This window comes from Sphingobacteriales bacterium, from assembly GCA_016700115.1.
In the GTDB taxonomy this organism is placed as follows: domain Bacteria; phylum Bacteroidota; class Bacteroidia; order Chitinophagales; family UBA2359; genus UBA2359.
Genome location: CP064999.1, coordinates 5,407,622 through 5,431,133 on the forward strand (window position 1 = coordinate 5,407,622; position 23,512 = coordinate 5,431,133).

Annotated in this window: 17 protein-coding genes; 3 read left to right on the forward strand and 14 right to left on the reverse strand. The window is 40.2% G+C overall.

Annotated elements, in window-relative coordinates; translation table 11 throughout:
* The first annotated feature begins 144 nt into the window (after positions 1–144).
* Positions 145–2,775 carry a M1 family metallopeptidase gene (locus tag IPM47_19460; GenBank protein QQS28985.1) on the forward strand — a complete coding sequence of 877 codons (2,631 nt, stop codon included), beginning with the start codon at positions 145–147 and terminating at the stop codon, positions 2,773–2,775.
* Between the two features lie 61 nt (positions 2,776–2,836).
* Here IPM47_19460 and cysC read toward each other — a convergent pair whose 3' ends face one another.
* The 7 genes from cysC to IPM47_19495 form a co-directional block, all read right to left on the reverse strand.
* Positions 2,837–3,451, reverse strand: a complete 615-nt coding sequence (gene cysC / locus IPM47_19465) for an adenylyl-sulfate kinase (GenBank protein QQS28986.1) — start codon at positions 3,449–3,451, stop codon at positions 2,837–2,839.
* A 128-nt stretch (positions 3,452–3,579) separates the two neighbouring features.
* The gene (gene rplI, locus IPM47_19470) at positions 3,580–4,026 is read right to left on the reverse strand and encodes a 50S ribosomal protein L9 (GenBank protein ID QQS28987.1); all 447 of its coding nucleotides are present in this window, start codon (positions 4,024–4,026) and stop codon (positions 3,580–3,582) included.
* 8 nt (positions 4,027–4,034) lie between these two features.
* On the reverse strand, positions 4,035–4,301 hold the full coding sequence (locus IPM47_19475; protein ID QQS28988.1) for a 30S ribosomal protein S18: 267 nt from the start codon (positions 4,299–4,301) through the stop codon (positions 4,035–4,037).
* Positions 4,302–4,304: 3 nt separating this feature from the next.
* Positions 4,305–4,739, reverse strand: coding sequence for a 30S ribosomal protein S6 (rpsF, locus tag IPM47_19480; GenBank protein ID QQS28989.1), 435 nt, complete (start codon positions 4,737–4,739; stop codon positions 4,305–4,307).
* Between the two features lie 222 nt (positions 4,740–4,961).
* Entirely contained in the window at positions 4,962–6,023 is a 1,062-nt protein-coding gene (locus IPM47_19485) for a PorP/SprF family type IX secretion system membrane protein (GenBank protein QQS28990.1), read from the reverse strand.
* A gap of 326 nt (positions 6,024–6,349) precedes the next feature.
* Positions 6,350–6,712: a hypothetical protein gene (locus IPM47_19490; protein QQS28991.1), complete on the reverse strand. Its 363-nt coding sequence runs from the start codon at positions 6,710–6,712 to the stop codon at positions 6,350–6,352.
* Positions 6,713–6,838: 126 nt separating this feature from the next.
* A complete protein-coding gene (locus IPM47_19495; GenBank protein QQS28992.1) occupies positions 6,839–8,176 on the reverse strand; it encodes a hypothetical protein in 1,338 nt (445 codons plus the stop codon).
* Between the two features lie 94 nt (positions 8,177–8,270).
* On the opposite strand from IPM47_19495, the gene IPM47_19500 reads away from it, so the two are divergent.
* Entirely contained in the window at positions 8,271–9,470 is a 1,200-nt protein-coding gene (locus IPM47_19500; protein ID QQS28993.1) for a transposase, read from the forward strand.
* Positions 9,471–10,120: 650 nt separating this feature from the next.
* On the opposite strand, the gene IPM47_19505 is transcribed toward IPM47_19500, so the two are convergent.
* From IPM47_19505 to IPM47_19525, 5 genes are all read right to left on the reverse strand, one after another.
* Positions 10,121–11,719 (reverse strand): DUF4832 domain-containing protein, encoded by a 1,599-nt coding sequence (locus IPM47_19505; protein QQS28994.1) that lies wholly within the window; start codon positions 11,717–11,719, stop codon positions 10,121–10,123.
* Positions 11,720–11,876: 157 nt separating this feature from the next.
* Complete coding sequence (locus IPM47_19510) at positions 11,877–12,098, reverse strand: DUF2795 domain-containing protein (protein QQS28995.1); 222 nt, start codon at positions 12,096–12,098, stop codon at positions 11,877–11,879.
* Positions 12,099–12,220: 122 nt separating this feature from the next.
* Positions 12,221–12,775, reverse strand: a complete 555-nt coding sequence (locus IPM47_19515) for a cob(I)yrinic acid a,c-diamide adenosyltransferase (GenBank protein QQS28996.1) — start codon at positions 12,773–12,775, stop codon at positions 12,221–12,223.
* 133 nt (positions 12,776–12,908) lie between these two features.
* Complete coding sequence (locus IPM47_19520; protein ID QQS28997.1) at positions 12,909–14,756, reverse strand: hypothetical protein; 1,848 nt, start codon at positions 14,754–14,756, stop codon at positions 12,909–12,911.
* 213 nt (positions 14,757–14,969) lie between these two features.
* Entirely contained in the window at positions 14,970–15,368 is a 399-nt protein-coding gene (locus tag IPM47_19525; GenBank protein ID QQS28998.1) for a hypothetical protein, read from the reverse strand.
* 394 nt (positions 15,369–15,762) lie between these two features.
* Here IPM47_19525 and IPM47_19530 point away from each other — a divergent pair, with 394 nt between their 5' ends.
* Positions 15,763–18,429, forward strand: coding sequence for a hypothetical protein (locus IPM47_19530; protein ID QQS28999.1), 2,667 nt, complete (start codon positions 15,763–15,765; stop codon positions 18,427–18,429).
* 74 nt (positions 18,430–18,503) lie between these two features.
* On the opposite strand, the gene IPM47_19535 is transcribed toward IPM47_19530, so the two are convergent.
* On the reverse strand, positions 18,504–20,678 hold the full coding sequence (locus tag IPM47_19535; GenBank protein QQS29000.1) for an OmpA family protein: 2,175 nt from the start codon (positions 20,676–20,678) through the stop codon (positions 18,504–18,506).
* Positions 20,679–20,714: 36 nt separating this feature from the next.
* Positions 20,715–23,357 carry a prolyl oligopeptidase family serine peptidase gene (locus IPM47_19540; GenBank protein ID QQS29001.1) on the reverse strand — a complete coding sequence of 881 codons (2,643 nt, stop codon included), beginning with the start codon at positions 23,355–23,357 and terminating at the stop codon, positions 20,715–20,717.
* Between the last annotated feature and the right edge of the window lie 155 nt (positions 23,358–23,512).

Below are 23,512 nucleotides of genomic sequence, written 5' to 3' on the forward strand. Positions count from 1 at the left end.
GTTCATCATTTTTACTCCTGTTGTTGTTTATCATCAACCGTACTGAAAAGTAATCTTATTCTTACCTTTACACACTAATCAGGATACTTGTTTTGTCTATAAGATCTCTCCATTCAAACCCCTTCTCCCAATCAAAACTTTTTTATGAAACGACATTTACCCTTTATCATTTACTTATTGTCGGTTTTTATGATTAATGCCTGTGCTATGGTCAAAGAAACCAGAAAACAGGTGGAAACAAACATCGAAACAGTTGAAAATCAGGATTGGGAAGGATTGTACAACCCTTTGAATGAAGCTTATGAAGAAACCAATAAAGATTCCATTCCTTATCATGAAACCGCAAAACGGGTTAACGACTTGTTACACACAAAGTTGGAAGTCAGTTTTGACTGGGAAAATCATTATTTGTTTGGAAAAGCCACATTGACCTTTAAGCCCTATTTTTATCCTTCAAATACCCTGATTTTAGATGCCAAAGGCTTCGATATTCATCAGGTTGCTCTTGTATCCAAATCGGGCAACAAAGACCTGAAATATGACTATGATTCCATGAAATTAGAAATTGCGCTCGATAAAACCTATACCAAAACTGATACCTTTATTATCTACATTCATTATACTGCAAAGCCGGATGAACTCGATCAAAAAAATGAGGAAATAACCTACCAAAATAAAGGACTGTATTTTATCAGTCATGAACATGAAGATTCATCAGGAACTCCAAGGCAAATTTGGACACAAGGGGAAACAGAATCCTCTTCATGCTGGTTTCCAACAATTGACCACCCCAACGAAAGAACGACACAGGAAATCAGCATTACCGTTCCTGAAAACTTCTTAACGCTTTCAAACGGGAAACTGATGAGTTCTACCAATAATCCAGACGGTACCCGAACTGACTACTGGAAACAAACCTCCCCCCATGCCCCCTATCTTTTCGCAATGGCTATTGACGAATATGTTCTGATTAAAGACAAATGGAGAAACATTGAGGTCAATTATTATCTCGACAGTCTTTATGCACACCTTGCCGATAATATTTTTGGAAATACGCCTGAAATGCTGGAGTTCTTTTCCAACAAACTCAACTACCCTTATCCCTGGGATAAATACTCACAGGCAATCGTCTATAACTTTGTTGCCGGAGCGATGGAAAATACCGGAGCAACCTTGTTCTATGACGATTTGTATTATTATGGGCATCAAAAAGGAAAAAGTGATGACATCATTGCACATGAACTTTTCCATCACTGGTTTGGTGATTTAGTAACCTGTGAGTCGTGGGCAAATTTACCGCTCAATGAATCATTTGCAACTTATGGCGAATATCTTTGGTTTGAATTTAAGTATGGTAAAAAAGAAGCCGATCTTCACCTGCAAAATGACCTATTAGATTATTTAGACGAATCTTTTACAAAAAAAGAACCCCTAATCCGCTTTTATTATAGTAGCAGTGAAGACATGTTCGACCGGCATTCTTACCAAAAAGGGGGAAGAGTTTTACATATCCTTAGAAATTATGTGGGCGATGAAGCTTTTTTTACTGCACTTAACCTCTATTTGCGTCAAAATGCTTATCAAAGCGTAGAAATCCACAATCTCAGACTGGCTTTTGAAGAAGTTACCGGTGAAGATCTGAACTGGTTTTTTAATCAATGGTTTTTAACCAACGGGCATCCTGTTCTTGACATTACGCATCAATACGATTCTTTAGCAGGAAAACTGTTGATAGAAGTTTTACAAAAACAGCCCGAATCTACTGTTTACAGAATTCCAACTCATGTTGATATTTTTTTCAAAAATGGAACCAAAGAACGGAAAAATATCCTGCTAAATCAGACGACCCAAGTTTTTGAGTTTAATCTGAAACAAAAACCTGTTAATCTAATTTTTGATCCTGACCGTATCATTCTCGGTGAAATATACACCCACCAAAACACAGATGAATTCATCCATCAGTTTTATAACGGCAACCACTATTTGGATCAAATAGAAACACTTTACCAACTTGATGATTTGCAAAGCGAACCGGTTGTACAGAAATTGTTTGCCGATGCTCTAAAAAATGATTTTTGGATGGTTCAACAAGAAGCTTTGTATCTTCTTATTCCGTCCGTTTATTCCGGACAAGGACATCAACTCAAAAATGCAATGGTAGATTTGATCAATAGTACCGGTAACACTGATTTGAAAATCATGGCATTGGAAAAACTGATGGAATTTTTTGGTGAAGAAAAAGACTTAATCAACACTTACAAAGGATTTCTGACAAATGCTCATGAAGATATATTTCAATCAGTGCTTTACTATCTAATTGTTTTAGATCAGGAGATTGCTTTATCGGAAGCTCATAAACTGAGCGATACTGAAAATCCCAAACTTGCATTCTCAATAGCCTCTGTTTTTGCCGAGGCCGGCGATGAAAACGACCAACCCTATTTTGAAACCTGGTTGCCTAAAGCTACCGGTGATGTTCTATACAATTTTATCGATTCTTACGGGCATTTTTTAAGTCGGATGGAAACTATGAGTGTTGTTCAGAAAGGTGTTTTAACCCTTAAAAACATTGCATTGTCAAAACAAGACTGGTGGATAAAATTAATTGCAACGCAGCAAATCGCCTATATTAAAGACGTATTCACCGATAAAATGAATGAAAACCCCGGAAATTCTAAAATTGCACCTTTGGTTAATTTATCGAACGATACGTTGCAAAGCATTAAAAGTAAGGAGACCAACGCAAAACTCTTAGAGTTGTACGAAAATTTGTAATCATGTGGTTTATCCTGTAAAAGAGTTCTGTGCTTTTGCAAACCCTGATTGATGTCGGGGGTTATTGTTGGTTTACCCTGATTTTTGGAAGCAGGAAATCAAAAAGCTGACTAACCGCTTCTTCGGGGGTGGTTTGATCTGTCAATATTTCAAAATCCGGTTTTACAGGAGGTTCAAAAGGAGCACTGATACCTGTAAAATCAGGAATTTGACCGGCTCTTGCTTTTTTGTACAACCCTTTCACATCACGGGCTTCACAAACCGACAAAGGGGCATTGATATAAACTTCAACAAAATCTGATTGTCCGATTATTTCTTTGGCCAAGCTCCGGTTATCCAATGTAGGACTGACAAAAGAACAAATAGTAACAATTCCGCAATGGACAAACAATTTGGCAACCTCTGCAATTCGTCTGATATTTTCATGCCGGTCTGTGTCAGAAAATCCAAGGTTTTTATTGATTCCTGTTCTGACATTATCGCCATCCAATACCATTGTCAATATATTTTGCCGGTAAAACAACTCTTCCAACCCTTTGGCAATTGTACTTTTTCCGGAGCCTGAAAGACCGGTAAGCCAAACTGCAACTCCGGTTTGATTCAACAGTTTTTCTTTTTCCTCTCTTTGCACCAATTGATGAAAAATGGGATAGATATTTTCCGGTAATATGCTCATTTTCTGATGCGTTTAAAATGAATATTGACTGTTTGGGAATTTGCTAAATGCAAACAGCCTTGATTTACAGTAGTATAACTTGTAAACCAAGGCTGTTGTTTGTTAAAAGCAGGCTGAATGGCGGCAAATTATTCTGCCACTACTTCAAAATCAATCAGATACTTAAGATCTTCGCGGAAGTACAAAACTGCCTGATAAGAACCCAACATTTTGACATCTTCGTCAATCGTCAGTTTGCGGCGATCAACTTCGATACCGGTTTGTTGTTTGATGGCCTCGGCAAGCTGAACGTTAGTAACACTACCGAAGATTTTTTCGGTTGTTCCTACTTTAGCACCTACTTTAATAGGATTCATTTTAATTCGCTCAACCATAGCTTCAATGCTCTGTATCAGTTTATCCTCTTTTGAGCGCGATTGACGAATACGCTCAGCAATTATTGCTTTGTTGGATCGGTTGGCAATCAAGCCAAGTTTTTGAGGTATCAGATAGTTTCTCCCGTAGCCATCTTTGACTTTAACGGTTTGGTATTGTTCTCCCAATCCGGCTACATCCTGAATGAGTATTATTTCCATGTTGGTTATTATTTTAAATTGTCAGCAACATAAGGCAACAAAGCTATGTGGCGGGCACGCTTAACAGCTTGTGCAATTCTACGTTGGAATTTTAATGAATTTCCGGTAAGACGGCGAGGTAGGATTTTACCCTGATCGTTGATGAATTTCAACAAAAAATCGGGGTTTTTGTAGTCAATATAACGGATACCTGAACGTTTGAAACGACAGTATTTTTTAACATTGCGACCCAACTTGGGGGCAGTAAGGAATCTGATTTCTTTATTTGCGCTCATTGTTTAGTCCTCCATGTTTTGAAAGTCATCTGAAATAACCAAGTCTTCAAAATCTTCTTCTGCTTTATTGGCACTTTTTCCGGTTACTTTGTTTTTCACCCCTTTGCCTATCAGCCCTTTGCGTTTTCTTTCGTTATACTCTACCGCAAATTTGTCTAATTGAGTAGTTAAGAAACGCAAAATACGCTCATCGCGTTTGTAAAAAATCTCTAATTTAGCAGTAGATTCTCCCGGAGCGGAATACTCTATAACCAAATAAAATCCGGTGGTTTTTTTCTTAATAGGGTAAGCGAGTGATTTAATCCCCCAGAAATCGGTATGTACGATTTCACCACCCTGGGATTTAATCAACTCCTGATAATCGCCTACCACTTTTTCTACCTCTTCCTTAGTCAGGACAGGGGTAAAAATCAGCACGCATTCGTACGATTTTAGCATGTTAAGATGGAATTGTTGAAAAAATTACATGTTTAATAATAAAAGGCCTGCAAAGGTACATGTTTTTTCTTTGTTTTACCAAACAATGAAAAAGAATTACTAAAAAAACAAGGATGCCGGTCGGGATGTTGATTGTTTAAAACAAGCAAAAAGCCACGCAAAATTTTTGCGTGGCTTTTGTGATGTTGCGCGAATGTCGTTTTGACAGGCAATCTGTTGAGATTAGAATCTCGGACAGTAAACGGGGGCTCGTTTTTTACATTCTGCCATTCTTCCTGCAAAACTCAAGGCTAATTCAATACCTCCCTGGCTATTGGATGCTTGTTTAAGCGGAGAGATGTTGATGTCGTAGGAGAAACCGAACCGGAATCCTTTAAAGTCAACTCCAAGCATAAAAACAATGGCATCTTCCCATCTATACCAGCTTCCTACATAAATAGATGTGTTGTCAGAGTCATTGCGACGATATCGGTTGCCTTGTGCAAAATGGAAACCAAAAGCAGTACCAAACATGATTTCGCGGCTTGCGCTTTGGTTCATATATAAAGCACTGGGAGAAAGACTGAACTGGTCGCCCAAAAATACATTACCTCCCCCGTGAAGCACCATTCTTCCGTCTAATAAATTAGGTTCTACATTGAGAACTTCTTCGACTAAGAAAGATTCTTTGGGTTTTGTAAAGTGATAATAAGAACCACCAACATAAAAATTGGCTTTATCGTTTGGAGAACCGGAAAGAACAGCTCCTCCTGCAAGGTCAAAATAACTGAATTTATTGCTTTGGAAAGGTTCGCCATTAGGCAACGTGTTATCAAAAACTAAATTTGAATTAATCTGGTTTTCGAAAAACAGATTTTGGATATTGATAGATTTTTGTTTAATCGCAGCCTGAATACCTGCTGACAACATAAAACGCCTGTCAGATGTTAGCCCTTTGTGATAAGCTGCAGAAAGCATGGCACTCATATCGTTTAAGATGCCATCACCGGAACGGTCATTATAAAATGCAAAACCTACGCCTACATGATCCTGACCTAACTGGCAACCTAATAAAGACGCATCAATTGATGCAGCAACCGTAGAATAAGGAGCAGGAATAGATGCCCATTGATTTCGATAGGTTAAGGCAACACGGTAGTGTTCGCTTACATTACCGGTCATAGCCGGATTGAGCAACAAAGGGGCAGAATAAAACTGCGAAAAGTGGATGTCTTGTGCCTGAACAGCACGCAGGGTTGTAAACAAAGCTACAACAAGTAACAAGCGGGTAAAAATCTTCATCATTCGCGCTATTTAATTGATTCAAAAATTCTGTTTAGTCGTGCCAAAATACAACAATTGTTCCCAACTTTAGTAATTGACCATACAAAAATAGTTCTTTCGCTATAAAAAAGTAGTTGAAGCAAAAAAAAATATCTAAATCTTGTACGCTTAGTAGTCTATTTTACAAAATATAAGATACAGATGTTAAAAAAATGCCGATGTTCTGCTCGCGATAACCCTAAATTCATATACAAAAGGAAACTGCTTACTGATCTCATTGCTGATTATCAACGAAACCCCCACCAATTTATTTCTTATAAAGAAAAGCGAGGTCTGATAAGGAGTGTTTAGTCGCTATACGGACAAAAGGCAAATCCTGCATCGCTTTGTCCCGAAATAACAAACAGACAAAGGTGGGTAAGCGGGTTTTTGTATATTTTCTTAAACTCTTCCAGTTTTGAAGGGCTGATCAGTCCTTTTTTTACTAATTCTTCAATTAAAGAAGCATTAATGTTCCAGTCTGATTGAGCGCTCTCTGCTTCAATTACCGGCCGTCCGAGTTGTATTCCGGGTTCTTTATGCAATATAAAAATGGGGTATTCAGAAATATTTTGACTGATAACCATTTGGGCTATTTTGATCAGATAATCCTGATGTATGCGCACTTCTCTTTCTACAGACTCTAACAGTTCTTCCGGAATGGAGAGCATGATTTGTTTCAATTTGAGCGCAAATGTAAAAACTTGAAATTGATTTACCCGCCTGAATTTTAAAAACGACGCAGAGAACAGTTCCCTTCTATCGGAAACGGGGGGGTATATCTCGATGAAACACAACTATCCGGGCCTTGTTTTGGGAAACGGATACAAAAACAAGTTGGACTCTTTGGCCGAATACAAAAACAAAACAACTGAAATGGTCAAGGGCAACAGGAATAAGTAAGGATAGGGTATGAGTGAAAAGTGGTAAAAAAACGCAAAATAGAGCTTCATCCCTCCCAATAATATCCAGTTGGAAGCATGTTCGGTTTTTGCATACTTATGGTAGATTAAACTTGTAAACAACATGCTTAGAATACATAGCGATATTTCGATGCGTTTTAACCATAATATACCCTTTAAAATATCAGGTTCAAACAATTTTTTGAAATATATAGCCAAACCCACTCCTCTTGACAATTGATGCGGTTCGCTTCCGGCTTCTTGCCATTGCTGTACTTTCCATTCGGATAAAGCTCCGTTTTCGTAATTGCCGATGATTTTTGAAAGCAGTTGCGGGTCTTTTGTTAAAAACGGCAAAACAAATACAAGTAAAATAAAAATCGCAGTGATGCCAAAAGCAATTGTTGCTTTGCGCAAACCAACGGTTTTAATGAGGTAAAAAACAATAAACGGAACAAAAAACAAAACGGAAAAACGCGACAACAAGCAAGCCCCCAAAGACAATCCACTTATCCAAACAGAACCTGATAGTAAGCCGATACACAACCATATATAATAGGAAGACGGCAACAACTCTAAGGTTATGAAATACTCCAAAGCATTATGGTAAATAAATTTGTAGATCATCCACCCGGCTAAACTCACAGAAAACAAGGTGGTAAGAATGGTGATGACATTGGGTTTGATTTGTAAAAAGCGGATTGATAAAGTATATAGCAAAGCAATTATCCCGAAACTCCAAGATAAAATCGGCATCCACCTTGGATCTTTTCCAAAAAATTCGCTGACACAAAAAGGAAGCCATTGCATTGGCAGGTAGGTGTTGTTCATCTGATAGTTTGACAAAGTAACCGGCTGATACGGGTACTCCCCTTGCAAAAACAGTTTTGCGGCATTCAAAACCTGAGGATAGATATCAGACAAATCGAGTTCAAGAGGATAGACATAAAATTGCTGTTTTGCAAACAAAACCAAAGCCGCCATAACAGATGAACCGAATAGCAGGGTTGTCCAATCGGTTTTAGGTTTTGATTCACCAATCTCCGACTTCGGGTAATTCCGCGTTATCCCCAACACCCCATTTAACATGGCAATCATTGCAATTGCCAAAGAACTTGCGAAGAAAACGATATTGTTTATGTGACCGCCCAAGGTAAATATAGGATTAGCCAAAAGTTTCGATTCTGCAATGATGAACAGGCATAGAATAATCCAAAATAAAACAGATTTCATACTCAATAGTTCGGTAAAAAAGTGTTTACATTGTACAAAAGAAAGGTAAAACGATTATTTTTAATTGACAGAAAAAAAACAAACCGTTTTACCTATGAAAGCAGAAACCTTCACAGTGGCAATATTACGAAAAATGAGCGATATTGGTATGAGCCAAAAGAAATTTATAATACACATTGTTGTTTTATTATTGAGTATTCGCAGCCGGATAAATTACCTGATGCTGTCACGTTATGGGAAATATAGCGAAAAAAGCTACCGCTTGAATTTTGAAAAAGACTTTGATTTTGAGACCTTTAACAGAGAGTTAATTCTTTCAAATTGTAGCAACTCCCTGCTGTGGATATTTGATCCGAGCCATATTGCCAAAAGCGGGAAGCATACGCCGGGTGTGGGCTATTTTTGGTCGGGCTGTGCCAGTTCAGTGAAATGGGGTTTGGAGTTAAGTGCCTTAGCGATAGGGGATATAGAAAACCAGACAGCACTGCATTACCATGCCTGGCAGACCGAGTGGCAAAAAGGGACGGAAAGTTTGCGAATATGGTATGCGAAGCTGCTTTGCAGTCGGGCGTTGGAATTGCAGCAGATGACCAAAATATTGACGGCAGATGCCTTTTTCTCCAAAAAACCTTTTGTGGATATGGTTTGCGCTGCCGGCTTTACCTTCGTTAGTCGCTTACAACACAATAGCTACCTGCGCTATGCATATACAGGCGAACAAAAACCGGGTAGGGGACGGCGCAAAGAGTATGGCGGGAAAATTGACCTCAGAAACCTGGATGTAGCACATTTTACCATACTCAAAAAGGTGGATCATGAAATTGTTTATGAAGGCATTGCCCATGTGCGCAGTTTGAAACGTTGGTGTAAATTAGTCGTTGTTCATGTACTGCGCAATGGAGCAGTAAGCAAAGTAGCCGCCTATTTTTCAACCGATAAGGATATGGAAGGCTTAGTCGTTTACCAATGTTACAAAATGCGCTATCAAATAGAGTTTCTATTCAGAGATGCCAAGACCCACCTGGGGTTGGAACACTCACAAAGCAGACAGAAAGATGCCCTTAATTTTCATTTCAATATAAGCCTTTCTACAATCAATGTGGCCAAAGCAGCTCACTGGCTCAACATTCCCAAAAATGAAAGAGGACCTTTCTCAATGGCAGACATTAAAACGCAATATATCAACGAATTGCTACTCGACCGATTAATTTCCTTGTATGGCAAAGACCCATCTGTGGAAAAAAATAAACCCGAAATCAAAAAACTATACCAATTAGGGCGTATTGCCGCTTAGAATTTTACCGAACTATTGATACTGATTACCGTTTTTTATTTTTCGATCATGCAAAAAAACCTTTGAAACTATACTGCGCGGGTAACAGCGGTAAGCGGTGCTCGGTAATCGTTGAATGATTTTCCAAACTTCATTTTTGCTGCAAAAATACAATTTTAAAACGTCTTTTTTTTTTTTTGAATAATATATGTTTTACTTTTTAGCAGGTGAAGAAATGACTTGTGTGTTTTTTGGGACCAGCAAATTAATGTTATCCAGCTCACAAAAACGTTTCAATTGATTTGCGCGAATTTTCATAGTATAAGTTCAACGATTGAATTTCAAACCATGACAATCTATGTTCTTTTTGAGCTGAATACATCCTGAATTAGACCTCAGATTCTTCAGTTAAGAAGAGATTCAAAAAACCTACTCTAATGACTGTCAATGAACTATTTATATAGCTTAAGTCCATTTCAGAGAGGTAAATGTCTAAGTTTATCAACGCAACAAAAAAAGCTGCAATAAATGGTCTGGTTTATATCAGTTTAGGTTGCTTACTGATTCAAAAAATTAAAGTCTCCTCCTGCCCAATTTTTACGAAGGTTGGGCAGGCAAATAGTGAATAACATACCACTTTAAAAATTCAGTTGAATTTAAGCAAACTGGATTTAAGGATTTTCTACTGAAATCTGAACCGAGCCGGAGATACCTGTTTGCCATTGCACCTCTATTTGGTAAGTCCCTTGACCGGAAAGAATAATGCCACCGGTTATTGTCCAATTGTAAACAGAGCCGGGTATTGAGGCGACAGAATATTGTTGTGTTTGGTTGGCGCAAGCAACTGCCGGACCTGAGATGTTTACCGGAAGCACTACCTGAATAGTTTGTTGCAATGCGTTATAACCGGTATTGCTTTCCCACAAACCCAAATTGGCTAATCTAATGGCATAATCAGGGTTATTGCTTAATGAACTTAAAGGATCAGGCAAATGCAGAAACAGGTCGTAAGAACCGCAAGGAAGGTTAGCCGGTAAAAGAACGTTGGCAAAAACAGTTTGGACTGTGCCGGCAAACCAAAACCGGGGGTTAATGCCTGTCAGGTCTAAAGCATATTCGCTGTTATCGTCTAAGTTGCGCAACACCAACTTTACTATTCTTGGGTTGACCGGTGCAGCAAATCCCGTGTTTTGTATTTGAAAGTTAAATGACAGAGTTCCACCATGAGAAACGACCTGCGGAATTGCAGAGTTGATCAACTGAAACCGGTACCCCAACTTCCTTTTGATGTTTTCAAGGCAGTTTTCGTTTTCCCATCTTACAATCACCTCGGGATGATAATAGTCGTTGCAGTAGGTCCAGTGGAATCGTTCCATTTCTGACAGGGTATTGGAACAATTCGTATATTCGGGGGTATCTCCGCAGGTTTCTCCACCCATTACCAGATAACGGCTTTCGGCTGCCCAAAAAGGCTTTTCGGTGAGCGTGTCGGAAAAAGTATAGTCGTTATAGGCTACTAAAAAACAATCGTTATGCGCAGCAAGCCGGCTCAAAGTTGTTTCGTTATATGCCTCTACTAATGTAATGCTGTCGGCAGGCAAACTGAGGTTATAATAGGTGGCTTTCAATTCGGGGTACCGCAAAGAAACTGTCCGGAATGTGGGTAAAGCACTGAGGAGGCTATCAGTTACTTCTTTTCTGTCAGCCCAATTTTGTGGGGTCAGAGGTGCATTGCTGACAGCTCCAAAATAATCGCTGTAATAGTTTTCGCCCCAGATGCCCCAAAAGCCATTTTGAAGAGTGAGTATCACATCCGCGTGTTGTTGCAGAATTGGCTTTAACTGAGCGATATGTTGCATCACGATGCTTTTAGGCGCATCACCGAAAGGTGGAATTGGATTATTCCAGGCATCTGTATTAAGCACCTCGTTGATATAGGTGAATCGAGGAATTACTTTAAAACCTGCCTGTCTGATTATATTAAAATCGTTATGAAGCGAGGTTAAAAAGCTATTGCTGATTGGGGAGCCGGTAAAAGTGTTGAGTATGATATACCGGAATATCAGAGATTGTTGGGTAGTATTCCGTATTTCGTTTAATTCTTCAACAGTAAGCGGAATAACATCATCTCCGGAAGTTTCGGTATAACGATAAAATCCGCGTTCGGGATTTGGAAAGTTACTGTTATCGGGGGAATAAAACTGAGTACCGGGTTGTGCATATCCGAAGTAAGAACTTAAAAGAAGCAGCAGACAAAAGATGACTTGCATGTAGCATAGTTTCATTCAGCCATAAATAAACGGTTAAATTTTTAAATATACTCTTTGCCCGTATCTTAACCGTATTCAAAATACCCTTTGCTTAGAAAGTATCTTCAAAAGCACATCCATGAATGCTTCTTAAATCAAAGCCTCAGCAACCAAAGTACTAATACTCGTCTTCGTTAAAGAAGAAGTCGGAACGGGTGGGATAATCAGGCCAAATTTCCTCGATACTTTCGTAATAATCCCCTTCGTCTTCCAATTCTTGCAGGTTTTCAATCACTTCAATAGGTGCGCCCGAACGGATTGCAAAGTCAATCAATTCATCTTTGGTTGCAGGCCAGGGTGCGTCTTCCAAATAAGAGGCTAATTCTAAGGTCCAATACATATTTACTAATTAGATTAAGGTTTAGTTTAATAAAATTTTGAAATTTTTCGCAAAAGTAGAAGTTTTATCGTAAATTGCAAGAGGTAAGTCTGCATGACGAAAAAAAAATTACAATAGGGCAGTTATCCAGGCTTGCGGGGGTTCCAAATTATTTCTTCGACATTCATTTCAACAGCAATTTTGCGGCCAAGAACAAACAAATAGTCGGAAAGCCGGTTTAAGTAATGAATGACCATGACATCAACAAATTCTCTGCCCGACAACAGTACAGCCATTCTTTCCGCTCTGCGGCAAACACATCGGGCAATATGACAAAAAGAAACAGCAGTATGTCCGCCGGGCAGCACAAAATTTTTCAGGGCGGGCAATCCTGAATCTAAACGGTCAATTTCTGCTTCTATTTTTTTTATATCATCTTCATACAACGGAGGTGGTTGCGCTTTTACTTTGTCAGGGTTAGTTGCCAGATTAGCCCCTACTACAAAAAGCGTATTTTGAATCTCTGATAAAAAAACACGGTGTTCTTCTTTGTCTGAAACATCCCGCACCAACCCAATATAAGAATTGAGTTCATCAACAGTTCCGTATGTTTCGATGCGGATATGTGCTTTAGAAACCCTGCCGCCTCCAAAAAGCATGGTAGTTCCGTCATCTCCGGTTTTGGTGTAAATTTTCATCGGTTATTGCTTGTGTCGGATGCTCAAACTAAAAAAAAGCCTAAGTATTGTTCAAAGTTGTTACAAAACTTCGACAAGCTCAAAAAAGTTGATTAATACAACTGGTGTCTTTTAGTTCAATTTTTGCGCTGCTTCACTTTTTTACCCAAACTTCTAATTTAAGATTATCTAAGTACACCGGAAAATTGCTATTGTTTAGGGCATAGGCTTTTAACATGGTTGACCGGGGTGCATTATTAGGCACTTTGACAAACATGCTGACTTCGCCCCACACCTTGCCTTTACCTCCCCAAAGCGAAAAGTCGTCATTGCCGGGTTTGCTTTGTATGCGAACTCCCCTCCATTTTTTAAATTTTGGAGTTTCATTTCTCATTTCAACCACTAACCTGCTCATATCCCACCATGAAAACACCCTTTCATTGCTGTAACATTGTGCCGAAACTTTAACATATTCTCCGCCATTTAACTGTAAGCTGTCTAAGGTGCCTGCAATTCCGGGGCTAAATTCTATCTCTTTAGTCAAAACAAAACTCTGCTTTCCGTCATAAACGATTGTGTCATTTACCTGAGTCAAGGTAGTGTCTTCAAAATTGTGAAATACCAAAGTCCGGTCAAACACTAAATCTTTAGGTTGCCATTCGCCGGAATCGAACATCACCAAATCGCGATACTCTAATTCTGTCTTTCCAAAAACACCTCTGTAATATGCAAAATTTGCGACTTCCGTCCAAAGAACACCCAAACTGAACTGATAGGTCTGAAACAGGTTGAGCAATCCGAAGAAAAGCAGAACAAGTGTCAAACCCACTCTTTTTACCAAAGACAAACTTAGGGAAGTAAAAACATAACCCATCGGAATGGCCATCAGTGCATAAGTTTCGACCATTGGGCGGGAACCAAAACCATTGATATAATACCAACACCACCAGCTATAAGCAACATAAATATGAATGGGCATAAACAACAGAATACCGGTGCTGAAAGGGTTTTTGCGTTTATATAACCACCAAAATCCTATCACGCCGAAAATCATCAAAGGGGTATAGCTTAGCCAACCATTTGAAAACCCGATCAACCCTCCTTTCAGATGTGGATGTAAAAAATCAAAGGTTTCGTTTTTATAACTGTAATGCAGCCAATGACCGGTCTGAACTTTCCAGTAAATCAATTGGGGCAGCCCTGCCAATATTGCACCGATTACCGCTGCACCAACTTGCCGGAAATTTCCGGCCACAAATCCCACCCTTTGATGCAAGAGTTTTAAGGAGGTAACTCCATACAAAACAGGAATCAACACACAAATCAATTCTACCGGCCGGATAACGGTAATAAACCCGCAACATAACCCTATCAGAAATCCCCATTTTATTTTCGGGTCATCGTAAAAACGTATCGTTGCATAGAGCAACATTGCATAGAGGGCGAACAAATAGGCGTGGGACATTCCGGGGTTGAATACCGAAAAATAATAAAGATTAGTGCCTAAAGCAACCGTCAGCAAAACTACGGTGGTGATATTATCTGAAAAATAATGAAGCAGCACTTTTCTCAAAAACACCAACCCTACAAAAGAATAACAGGCACCGGCAAATAAAATCAGAAACAGATAGGGCAACGAATACCCATCAGGAGCATACCCTAAAACATGTGCAATAAAATGTGCTAAGGCAAAAAATGGCAATTGCAGAATGGCGACTCCCATTGTATATTTGAAAACCTGACGACCATCCCCAACGGGATGTGCTTCGTGAACACCTAACGGATTATCCGGAGCAGGACCATGATTGACCGCATATTCATATCGTTTGGCAACCGTGCGATGCAGGCTGTCCAAATCGTTATAGATAAATTTTGCAGGCAGGTAGGCGTAATATCCCCAACTATCGCCTCCACCAAGAATATGTCCGTTTTTCCACGGAGCATAAAACAAATACGACCCCACAAATACTAAAAGTATCAGCCCTAAAATATACTTTGACATGCCTGACATTATTAACGGGAAGGAACTTTTTTGTCGGCAAATTTAGTAGGTTTAGTCTTATATTTCATTTTGGTGAAAACTTTTAATAGTCATTGTACTGCTGTCTTTTACCACTACTAAATTTTTTAAAACCTTTTCATTCCTGTTATGTACTTTTCAAAACTTCGAAAAGTCAAACTATTTAACTAACTCCTTAAGATTTTGTCTTAAACTTTAAGGCACTATAAAGTTGATTATACCTTTAGAAAGGCCTTTTTCCGGGTGGAAATGTACCATTTTCGGTTGATAATGAACCGTTTCCAGTTGATAATGACCCGTTTCCAGGTGGAAATGAACCGTTTCCAGTTGATAATGAACCGTTTCCAGTTGATAATGACCCGTTTCCAGTTGATAATGACCCATTTCCAGTTGATAATGACCCATTTCCAGTTGATAATGATCCATTTTCGGTTGATAATGACCCATTTCCAGTTGATATTGGACCGTTTCCAGTTGATATTGGACCGTTTCCAGTTGATAATGACCCGTTTTCGGTTGATAATGAGCCGTTTTCGGTTGAAAATGAACCGTTTCCAGTTGATAATGATCCATTTCCAGGTGGAAATGATCCATTTTCAGTTGATAATGACCCGTTTTCGGTTGATAATGAGCCGTTTTCGGTTGATAATGAGCTATTTTCGGTTGATAATGAGCCGTTTTCGGTTGATAATGAGCCGTTTTCGGTTGATAATGAGCCGTTTTCGGTTGATAATGAGCCGTTTTCGGTTGGAGGTTTTGCTTAAAAAGCAGCCTCTAAGAATTGTTCCTCAATGAAAGCCAATAGTTCAAAATTTTTAGTTAGAAAGCAGGATTTTAAACAATTCTATACAAAAAAATCAAAATCGCTTACAGGAAGTACAAAAAAGCGGTAAATTGGTCTTAATTTATTCACCTTTTCTGCCAAATATGATTTACTAAAGAATCAGGTTTAAATAAACCACCATTACCCTTAGCCATAAAATAAACTATGCAAAAGCAAATATATTTTTACCTCCTGTTTGTTTGCTTTGTAATCTTTGAAAGAACAGAGGCGCAAACCCCTGCAATACAGCAATCAAAACTATATGGCTCTTCCAATTTGTTGAGATTTGAAGCCGATAATTTACCTCCTCTCACGCCTGTCAATCCTCACGATTACCGAAGACAAAGCCGGCGCACTTTCTTTTGGAAGTTTGGAGACGGAGGTTTCAGTTTCGAGCAATCTCCTATCCATACCTACCGCGAAGCCGGTCAATATACGGCAGTGATGGAAAGCACCCGTATTTACAGCGATGATGATATTGATGATTCAGCAATTGACAGAGCATCTGCACCTGTCAATATCAATTTTAACACCGGCTTTGTTTCAAAACGCCCTAACAATGATCTGGCAAATCTGGAAGGGAGCAATATCAGGTTGTTGACCAACAGATCGCCCCGTTCTGGCGATTCTATCACCTATATCATCACCTATCAAAACACCTGTCCTTTTGAGGATAGCGGCTCTCTAATTTTTTTGTTCAACGCTGACCAATTGAACTTAAAATACTCCGAATCTTTCAAATCTGAATTATCTGCTACTTCCGATGGTCAAATCATCTGGACTTTTGACAGTTTGGCAGTAGGTCATCAACGAAACATTTTTATCAGTATGGCTACTGATACCACCGTCCATCCTTCTGATACCATTCTGACACATTTGGTGATACAAAGCACCTGTTCGACTGATACCTTTTCATTGCTAAAAACGGCGGTTAAATCTCACGACCCCAACCGCAAATCCGTATTTCCCGATGTTTTATGCCCCGGAAGTGCGGAGCCATTGTGCTATACCATTGAATTTCAAAATTTTGGTAGCGGGCCTGCCGAAACCATTCAAATCAGAGATTATTTAAGCGTTTTCCTAAATGCCGCTACGTTTCTACCTGTCGAAAGCAGCCATCCTGATGCTCTGGTTTCTGTAACGCCTCCAAGCCCTAACAGGCTTGTTACGTGGCAGTTTATAGACATTAACCTGCCCGGCACACAGCAGGCCGGATATGGAACTACATTTACCGACAAAGACACAAAAGGATATGTTAAATTCTGTATCATGCCGGCCTTGCCTTTAGACCCTTGCAGCGTCATCCCCAATCAGGCAGAAATCATTTTTGATTGCAACCTGCCTATTCCCACCAACACTTGTTATGTAACTGTTCAGCAACCCGGATGTACCGATTGTTGTCAGCAATGTCCTAACACGATGTTGTCCGATTTTGTCAATATTCCTCATTTTGGCGGAACTACTGCCATGGCGCAGGTTTTTTGTCCGGGTAGCGGAAGTCCGAGCAGTGGAATAAGGTATCAGTGGTATCCGGAAGTCTTCTTGGAAGTCCCAAACATCCCACAGTTTTTGTTTTTCGATACCGATGGAAATATTCCTGCCATCACTTATACCCTAACCGTTTGGAATCCGGTACTTTGTTGGTATGCAGTCGATTCTATAACCGTTTACATGGGCGGTTGTTTTAACGGCGATACGCTTTCGATTGATCAGGTAACCGCAACCGACCCCTCCTGCCCCGGTGCCGACGATGCCTCCTTAAACCTGTTAGTTTCGGGAGGAGACCCGCCCTATACGTTGTATAGTTTTAACGGTTGTTTTGCTGTTAGCAACAATTTTAGTATTCCATTAGATGATTTACCCCCCGGAATATTTCCAATTGCTATTGAAGATGCCAACGGCTGTATAGTCAGAGATACATTCCAGATTGCCAACCCCATCTCTTTATGGGTAGATGAAATCACAACCGATGCTACCTGTTGCAGTTGTCCGGACGGAGAATCCGCATTGCTCCCTTCCGGCGGTGTTCCTCCTTATGTTTACCTATGGCAAAACGGAGCAGCCGATTCGTTGGAAACCGGTTTGTTGCCCGGTACTTATTCTTATACGGTTACCGATTCAGAAAATTGTCAGTTTATTTCCTCAGTTCAGGTACAACATCCTGCAAAACTGCAATTGACCGTATTGTTAGAAGGTGGTTTTAACTATGATACCCAATTGATGCGCACCGATTTGAATGATTTTGGTTTGCTTCCCGCCAACCAACCTTTTAACCAATCGCCCTGGAATTATGCCGGCACCGAAACGTTGCCAAATTCGCTGCCACCCGATGTTACAGACTGGGTATTGGTCGAGTTTCGCACTACTCCCGAAACAGTTGCCGTACAAATGTCAGCCATGATTTGGAACAACGGCAACATAACCAATACCTGGGCAGAAACCCATACCGCCGGTTTGTATGTTTGCGGAATCACAACCACTACTCCCTATTATATTGTCGTCCGCCATCGCAATCATCTTGCCGTTATCAGCAGCAGTACTATTGTATTCAACAACAACCCTGTTTACGATTTTACGACTTCTGCGGCACAAGCATTAGGAGCTAATCAGCTAATTCAGGTTGCATTCGGTAAGTTTGCCCTCTATGCAGGCGATTTGAACGCAGATGGAGTGATTACAGTGTCCGACTTTAACCTCTATACGCAACAGTCGTCTTCTGTTAATCAATATTTGGCTGCCGATATTAATTTGGATAAGTTTGTAACGGTTGCCGATTTCAATCTCTATCTTCCCAATGCCAGCCTTATCGGATATAATGCTGTCAGGTATTAGGAAATAAATGTGAGGTTGATAACGCAAATTAATATTATCAACAATTTTAGACCGGAATTAAAGTATTTCAGAAATCACTGCACTCCCATTTTCTTCAGTTGTTTGATAGTCAGGCTGCTGGGTTCATTGCCTTTGAACACGGCAAGTTTGGTTTTTTTGGCACCTTTTCCTTTTGCCTGTTTTTCAAATTCTTCAGCTTCCGAAATTGTGGTATAGGGACCTAAGACAATCATCATGTCGTTGTTCACATATTCTAAGTTGATAGGGGTGTTCAGTTCTGCAAAGTTGTAATAGGTGTTGTTGTCCACAGATTTAAAAGGCCCGATAAAAACTTTGAATTGCAATACTCCGGTAGTGCCTTCGATGGCTTCAAGCAGTTCAGGGGTTTCCTCTTGCGGAGCGGAAACCTCTTTGTTTTTCTTGCCTCTTGGTTTCAATACCTCCATCTCTTCTTCAGCCGGGGTTGTTGAAGAGGGGGTCAGGTTAGTAATTCCCTGAATAATGTTTGCTTTAATTTCGATGCGGTTATTTTGTTCATGAAGTTCTTCGGGACATTCCGCACCGCTGACACAATGATTGAGCAGCATTGATTCTCCATATCCCTTTGTGGTAATTCTTCCGGGAGCAATTCCTTTCAATATCAGATTTTCGCGAACAGCAGCGGCTCTTTTCTGACTGATTTCGAGGTTGACAAAATCATTCCCCCTTGAGTCGGTATATGCACTGATTTCGACCCCAACTTCCATCCACTCTTTCAGATAGTTCACCAATTTGTCCAACTCTTTGTCGGCTGCCGAATCAATATACCAGTCGCCGGGCTTAAACCTGATTTTATTCATGCCTAATGCTTCGTTCAACAAGGCATTTGTCGTGATAGGCTGCTCTACTTCGGTGGTTACTTTTTTGGTGTTGGGCATGGCATCGGTAAAAGCATCATCCGGCACTTTTTCGAAAAAATAAATATCATCTTCTCCAAATCCTCCCGGTCTGTTTGAGGCAAAATAACCCCAGTTTTTGTCTTCACTCAAAGCAAGGCTGAAGTCATCATAAGCCGAATTAAATGGCGCTCCGATATTGACAGGGGCTAACCAGCCTCCCCGTGTATATCGGGTATAAAACAAGTCTAATCCTCCCAATCCGGGATGTCCGTTTGAAGCGAAAAACAGGTTTCCATCGAAATGTATGTAAGGGAACAGTTCATTTCCTGCTGTATTGATTTCGGGACCTAAGTTGATGGGACGACTCCAGGTAGAATCAATCTTTGCACACATATAAATATCAGTTCCCCCGTACCCTCCTTCCATATCAGAGACCAGATACAGGGTTTGTCCATCGGGAGCAATAAAAGGATGGGTCATAGAATAAGTACGGGTTCCGTCGTTCAGGTCTTCACTGTTATTAAATCTAAACCGGTTGATATTGCTCCATTTTTGGTTATTGTCTTTTACTGCGGTATAAAGTCCCAAGACCAAGGCACCTTCGGCATTTTTCACCTTTTGCCCGCGAAAGAGTGCGTTCCGCGTAAAAATAGCTGTATCGCCAGAAGCAGAAAAGGTTATCGGCCCATCATTGTATTGGCTGTTCACACTTCCTCTCAAATATTGGGGAGGCAGATAGGTTTGTTTGTCTGACTGTTGGCTGAAATACAGTTTAAGATACAGATTGTCTGCACTTTTTTTGCTTTTGCTGCTTTTGCCGCCCATCAGTTGTTGCCGGTTGCTGCAAAACACAATCCCTTCATTGTAAATCACAGGTCCAAAGTCTGATTGCGCCGAGTTAACAGGCAGTAACCATGTGTTAAAGTCGTAATTATGTTCGGTCAGTTTGTCAATCATATCACAACCCTTTGCCAATTTGTTTCCCATTTCGTTGTGTTTGCCGTACTCCATAAACCATATACGGGCTTCGTCGCATTTGCCGTTTGTCTGAAGAACCTGTGCAAAATGCAGTTTACGGGTAAACTCGTGCGGAGGTAGATTCTCCATTGATTTTCTGTACCAATATTCGGCGTTTTCAAAATCTTTGGTCAAATGATAGCAGACGGCTAACTTTAATTTTACCTCTTCAAGGTTGTCTTTTAACAACACATCGCGGTATAGTGGTATCGCCTGATGATAGGCGTAGGCATTGTATAGTTTATCTGCCTGACTGAGCAGTTTTTTAACTGCCGGATCCTGAGCATGTAAATGATGCAATCCTGCAACAACTAAAAGGGTTAAAAACAGAATTCGAAAAATATCTGAGCGCATATCGTTATTAATGGTTAATTATTAATAGTTAATGGTTTAACGGATTACCGGGAACATCCCTAAATGTTTAAAAACAAACGACCAGACATCGGTATAAGTATCAATAATTTGTTTGACTGTTTTACCTTGCCCTCCGCCTCCATGTCCCGACATAGATTCTATTCTGATTAGCTGTGGTTGATTTCCCGTATTATCATGTTGGAGACGGGCAGTATATTTATAGGAATGAGCCGGAACTACGCGGTCGTCTCTTTGAGCAGTCATCACCATAGTTGCCGGATAAGGAAGCCCGGGTCTGATATTGTGATATGGAGAATAGGGATATAAAAACTTAAACTGTTCGGCGTTATCACTGCTTCCATATTCGCTGACCCATGCCCAACCGATGGTGAATTTGTGAAAACGAAGCATATCCATTACCCCGACAACCGGTAGTGCAACTGCAAACAGTTCCGGCCTTTGATTCATGACTGCCCCAATCAGCAACCCCCCATTTGAACGGCCGGTTGCAGCTAATTTCTGTGGTCTTGTATAGCCCTCTTTAATCAAATACTCTGCTGCGGCGATATAATCGTCAAATACATTTTGCTTTTTCTCCAGCATACCCGCTTTGTGCCATTCTTCACCATACTCACTGCCTCCACGCAAATTTGCTACGGCATAAATCCCGCCACTTTGATAAAACGGCAGGTTTTCGATTTTAAATTCCGGAATGCGGGAAATGTTAAATCCGCCATACGAGTAGAGCAGACAAGGGTGCTGACTGTTGAGCGAGATTCCCTTTTTATGAGTAATAAACATCGGAACTTTAGTGCCATCTTTTGACCGGTAAAACACCTGCTTTGTTTCAAAATCGCTAAAGTCGAAATCTATTTCGGGTTGGTAAAACACCTCGTTTTGATGAGTAGTTAAATCGTATTTAAAAATTGTGGGCGGATAGAGAAAAGATTCGAAACTGTAAAAACAAACCGGTTCTTTTTTATCGGCAGAAATTCCGCCGGCAATTCCGATTCCCGGAAGGGGGATATCTCTTAAAAACACGCCATCGGTTGTATATATCCTAAGATGACTGTTCACATCTTTCATATATTCGACCAACAGGTTTCCGTTTGCGGAATACACGTTGTCAAGTACGGCATCCGTTTGTTCGGCCAACACAGTTTTCCAGAATTGTTCTTCCGGTTTTCGGGGGTCAATCAACACGAGGCGGTAATTGGGGGCTTTGTAATTAGTTTTTACCAGCAATTTGTCATTCAGGTTATCAACCACCGCCAAAGACTGGTCTGTGCTGCTCATGATGGGATAAAAGCCGGATTTCCATTTTTCTGAATATGCGTAATACAATGCATTGCCCGATGAAGAACCGCTTGATACAGACAACAAAATAAATTGTTCGTCTTCAGTAACCGAAACCCAGAAACTCAATCTCGGATTTTGTTTGTTTTCATAGACCAATATATCTTCTGACTGAGGCGTGCCTATTTTGTGGTAAAACACTCTTGCCGCTTCATTTTTTGCCGACAATTCCTTCCCTTTTTCAGGTTGGTCAAAACGGGTGTAAAAGAACCCGTTTTTATACCAGGCTGCGCCCGAAAACTTGATGTTATGGAGGGTATCGGACATTGGTTTACCGCTTTCTACTTCTAAAACCTGAAATGTTTGCCAGTCTGACCCTCCTAAAGAAGTGCCATAGACCATATATTTATAGTCTTTCGAAAAAGAGGTGGTAGTCAGTGCAACAGAGCCATCTTCAGAAAAAGTATTGGGGTCGAGAAATTTTTCAGGAGCGGCCGTCAGTCCTTTTTGCCGGTAAAAAACACTATGGTTCTGCAGCCCGTTGTTTTTGAAAAAATAGTAATAATCCCCCTGCTTTCGTGGTGCCGAAACCTTTGGGTAGTTAATGAGCCGGGTCAATTGTTCAGACAAAACATTTTGAAAGCCGGTTGATTCAAGATATTGATTTGTCAGGTTGTTTTGTTGATTTATCCATTGCTGAGTTTCGGCACTGTTCTCGTCTTCCATCCATCTGTAAGGGTCGGCAACAATAGTTCCGAAGTAATTATCGGTCTGATTGTCAACCCGGGCATCGGGATATTTCATAGGTAACTGATTGGGTGTTTTGATAAATTGGTAAGGGCCATTTTCTGCTCCCCAAACCTGTTTTCCGGTTTGGTCAAAACCCTGATCCCAGCTCGATAAACTGTTTTCGGTGATGGTTACTTTAGAGGTGGCATAAGCCGCGCTTTTCAATTCACTTGGGCAGGATTTTATGCCGGTTTGTCCCGTAAAAGTTTGGTTGTTTTTTTTGAGTGTTACAGCACAACCTTTTAATTGTGTAAGTACCTGAGGGTTGATCTGATTGAATAAAGTTTGATTACTCCATTGCCCTACGTATCGCTCAGGTTGTGGTAGTGTGTAAATTCTGCTTTCAAAACTATTTTTACCTTTCGCAACAATTTGATAGATGCGTTGCCTGTAAGGCCGGGAAGTATTTTCAGCAACAGATTGTTCAACATACAACCATTTGCCATCTGTCCGGTGTTGCCACACAGGGTGCATTTCCAAAACAATGTTCAGATAATTTGTATCGGAGAGCGATTGCTGATAGCTGTTATAGGAGCCTTGCATCCAACTGACAAGCAGCTCCAAATCTTTGTTATTTCCTGACTTTTGTGCCAACAAATCAGCTTGAAAGGAATTTGGATAGGCCCAACCAAGAAACAGGAAACAATAACAGCAAATATGTGTGGCGTGAAAATTTCTAAAAAGTCTCATTATTAAAATCAGTAGGTTGTTTAATCTAATTGTCAGCTATGATTTTGAAAGAGCCGGTA

What these genes read in the sequence shown, in the direction of transcription:
- IPM47_19515 (QQS28996.1), bottom strand. Translation starts at nt 12,775, where the DNA reads ATGAAAATTTACACCAAAACCGGAGATGACGGAACTACCATGCTTTTT.
- IPM47_19525 (QQS28998.1), bottom strand. Translation starts at nt 15,368, where the DNA reads ATGGATCATTTCCACCTGGAAATGGATCATTATCAACTGGAAACGGTT.
- IPM47_19500 (QQS28993.1), top strand. Translation starts at nt 8,271, where the DNA reads ATGAAAGCAGAAACCTTCACAGTGGCAATATTACGAAAAATGAGCGAT.
- rplI (QQS28987.1), bottom strand. Translation starts at nt 4,026, where the DNA reads ATGGAAATAATACTCATTCAGGATGTAGCCGGATTGGGAGAACAATAC.
- IPM47_19530 (QQS28999.1), top strand. Translation starts at nt 15,763, where the DNA reads ATGCAAAAGCAAATATATTTTTACCTCCTGTTTGTTTGCTTTGTAATC.
- cysC (QQS28986.1), bottom strand. Translation starts at nt 3,451, where the DNA reads ATGAGCATATTACCGGAAAATATCTATCCCATTTTTCATCAATTGGTG.
- rpsF (QQS28989.1), bottom strand. Translation starts at nt 4,739, where the DNA reads ATGCTAAAATCGTACGAATGCGTGCTGATTTTTACCCCTGTCCTGACT.
- IPM47_19460 (QQS28985.1), top strand. Translation starts at nt 145, where the DNA reads ATGAAACGACATTTACCCTTTATCATTTACTTATTGTCGGTTTTTATG.
- IPM47_19485 (QQS28990.1), bottom strand. Translation starts at nt 6,023, where the DNA reads ATGATGAAGATTTTTACCCGCTTGTTACTTGTTGTAGCTTTGTTTACA.
- IPM47_19510 (QQS28995.1), bottom strand. Translation starts at nt 12,098, where the DNA reads ATGTATTGGACCTTAGAATTAGCCTCTTATTTGGAAGACGCACCCTGG.
- IPM47_19475 (QQS28988.1), bottom strand. Translation starts at nt 4,301, where the DNA reads ATGAGCGCAAATAAAGAAATCAGATTCCTTACTGCCCCCAAGTTGGGT.
- IPM47_19490 (QQS28991.1), bottom strand. Translation starts at nt 6,712, where the DNA reads ATGCTCTCCATTCCGGAAGAACTGTTAGAGTCTGTAGAAAGAGAAGTG.
- IPM47_19520 (QQS28997.1), bottom strand. Translation starts at nt 14,756, where the DNA reads ATGTCAAAGTATATTTTAGGGCTGATACTTTTAGTATTTGTGGGGTCG.
- IPM47_19535 (QQS29000.1), bottom strand. Translation starts at nt 20,678, where the DNA reads ATGCGCTCAGATATTTTTCGAATTCTGTTTTTAACCCTTTTAGTTGTT.
- IPM47_19495 (QQS28992.1), bottom strand. Translation starts at nt 8,176, where the DNA reads ATGAAATCTGTTTTATTTTGGATTATTCTATGCCTGTTCATCATTGCA.
- IPM47_19505 (QQS28994.1), bottom strand. Translation starts at nt 11,719, where the DNA reads ATGCAAGTCATCTTTTGTCTGCTGCTTCTTTTAAGTTCTTACTTCGGA.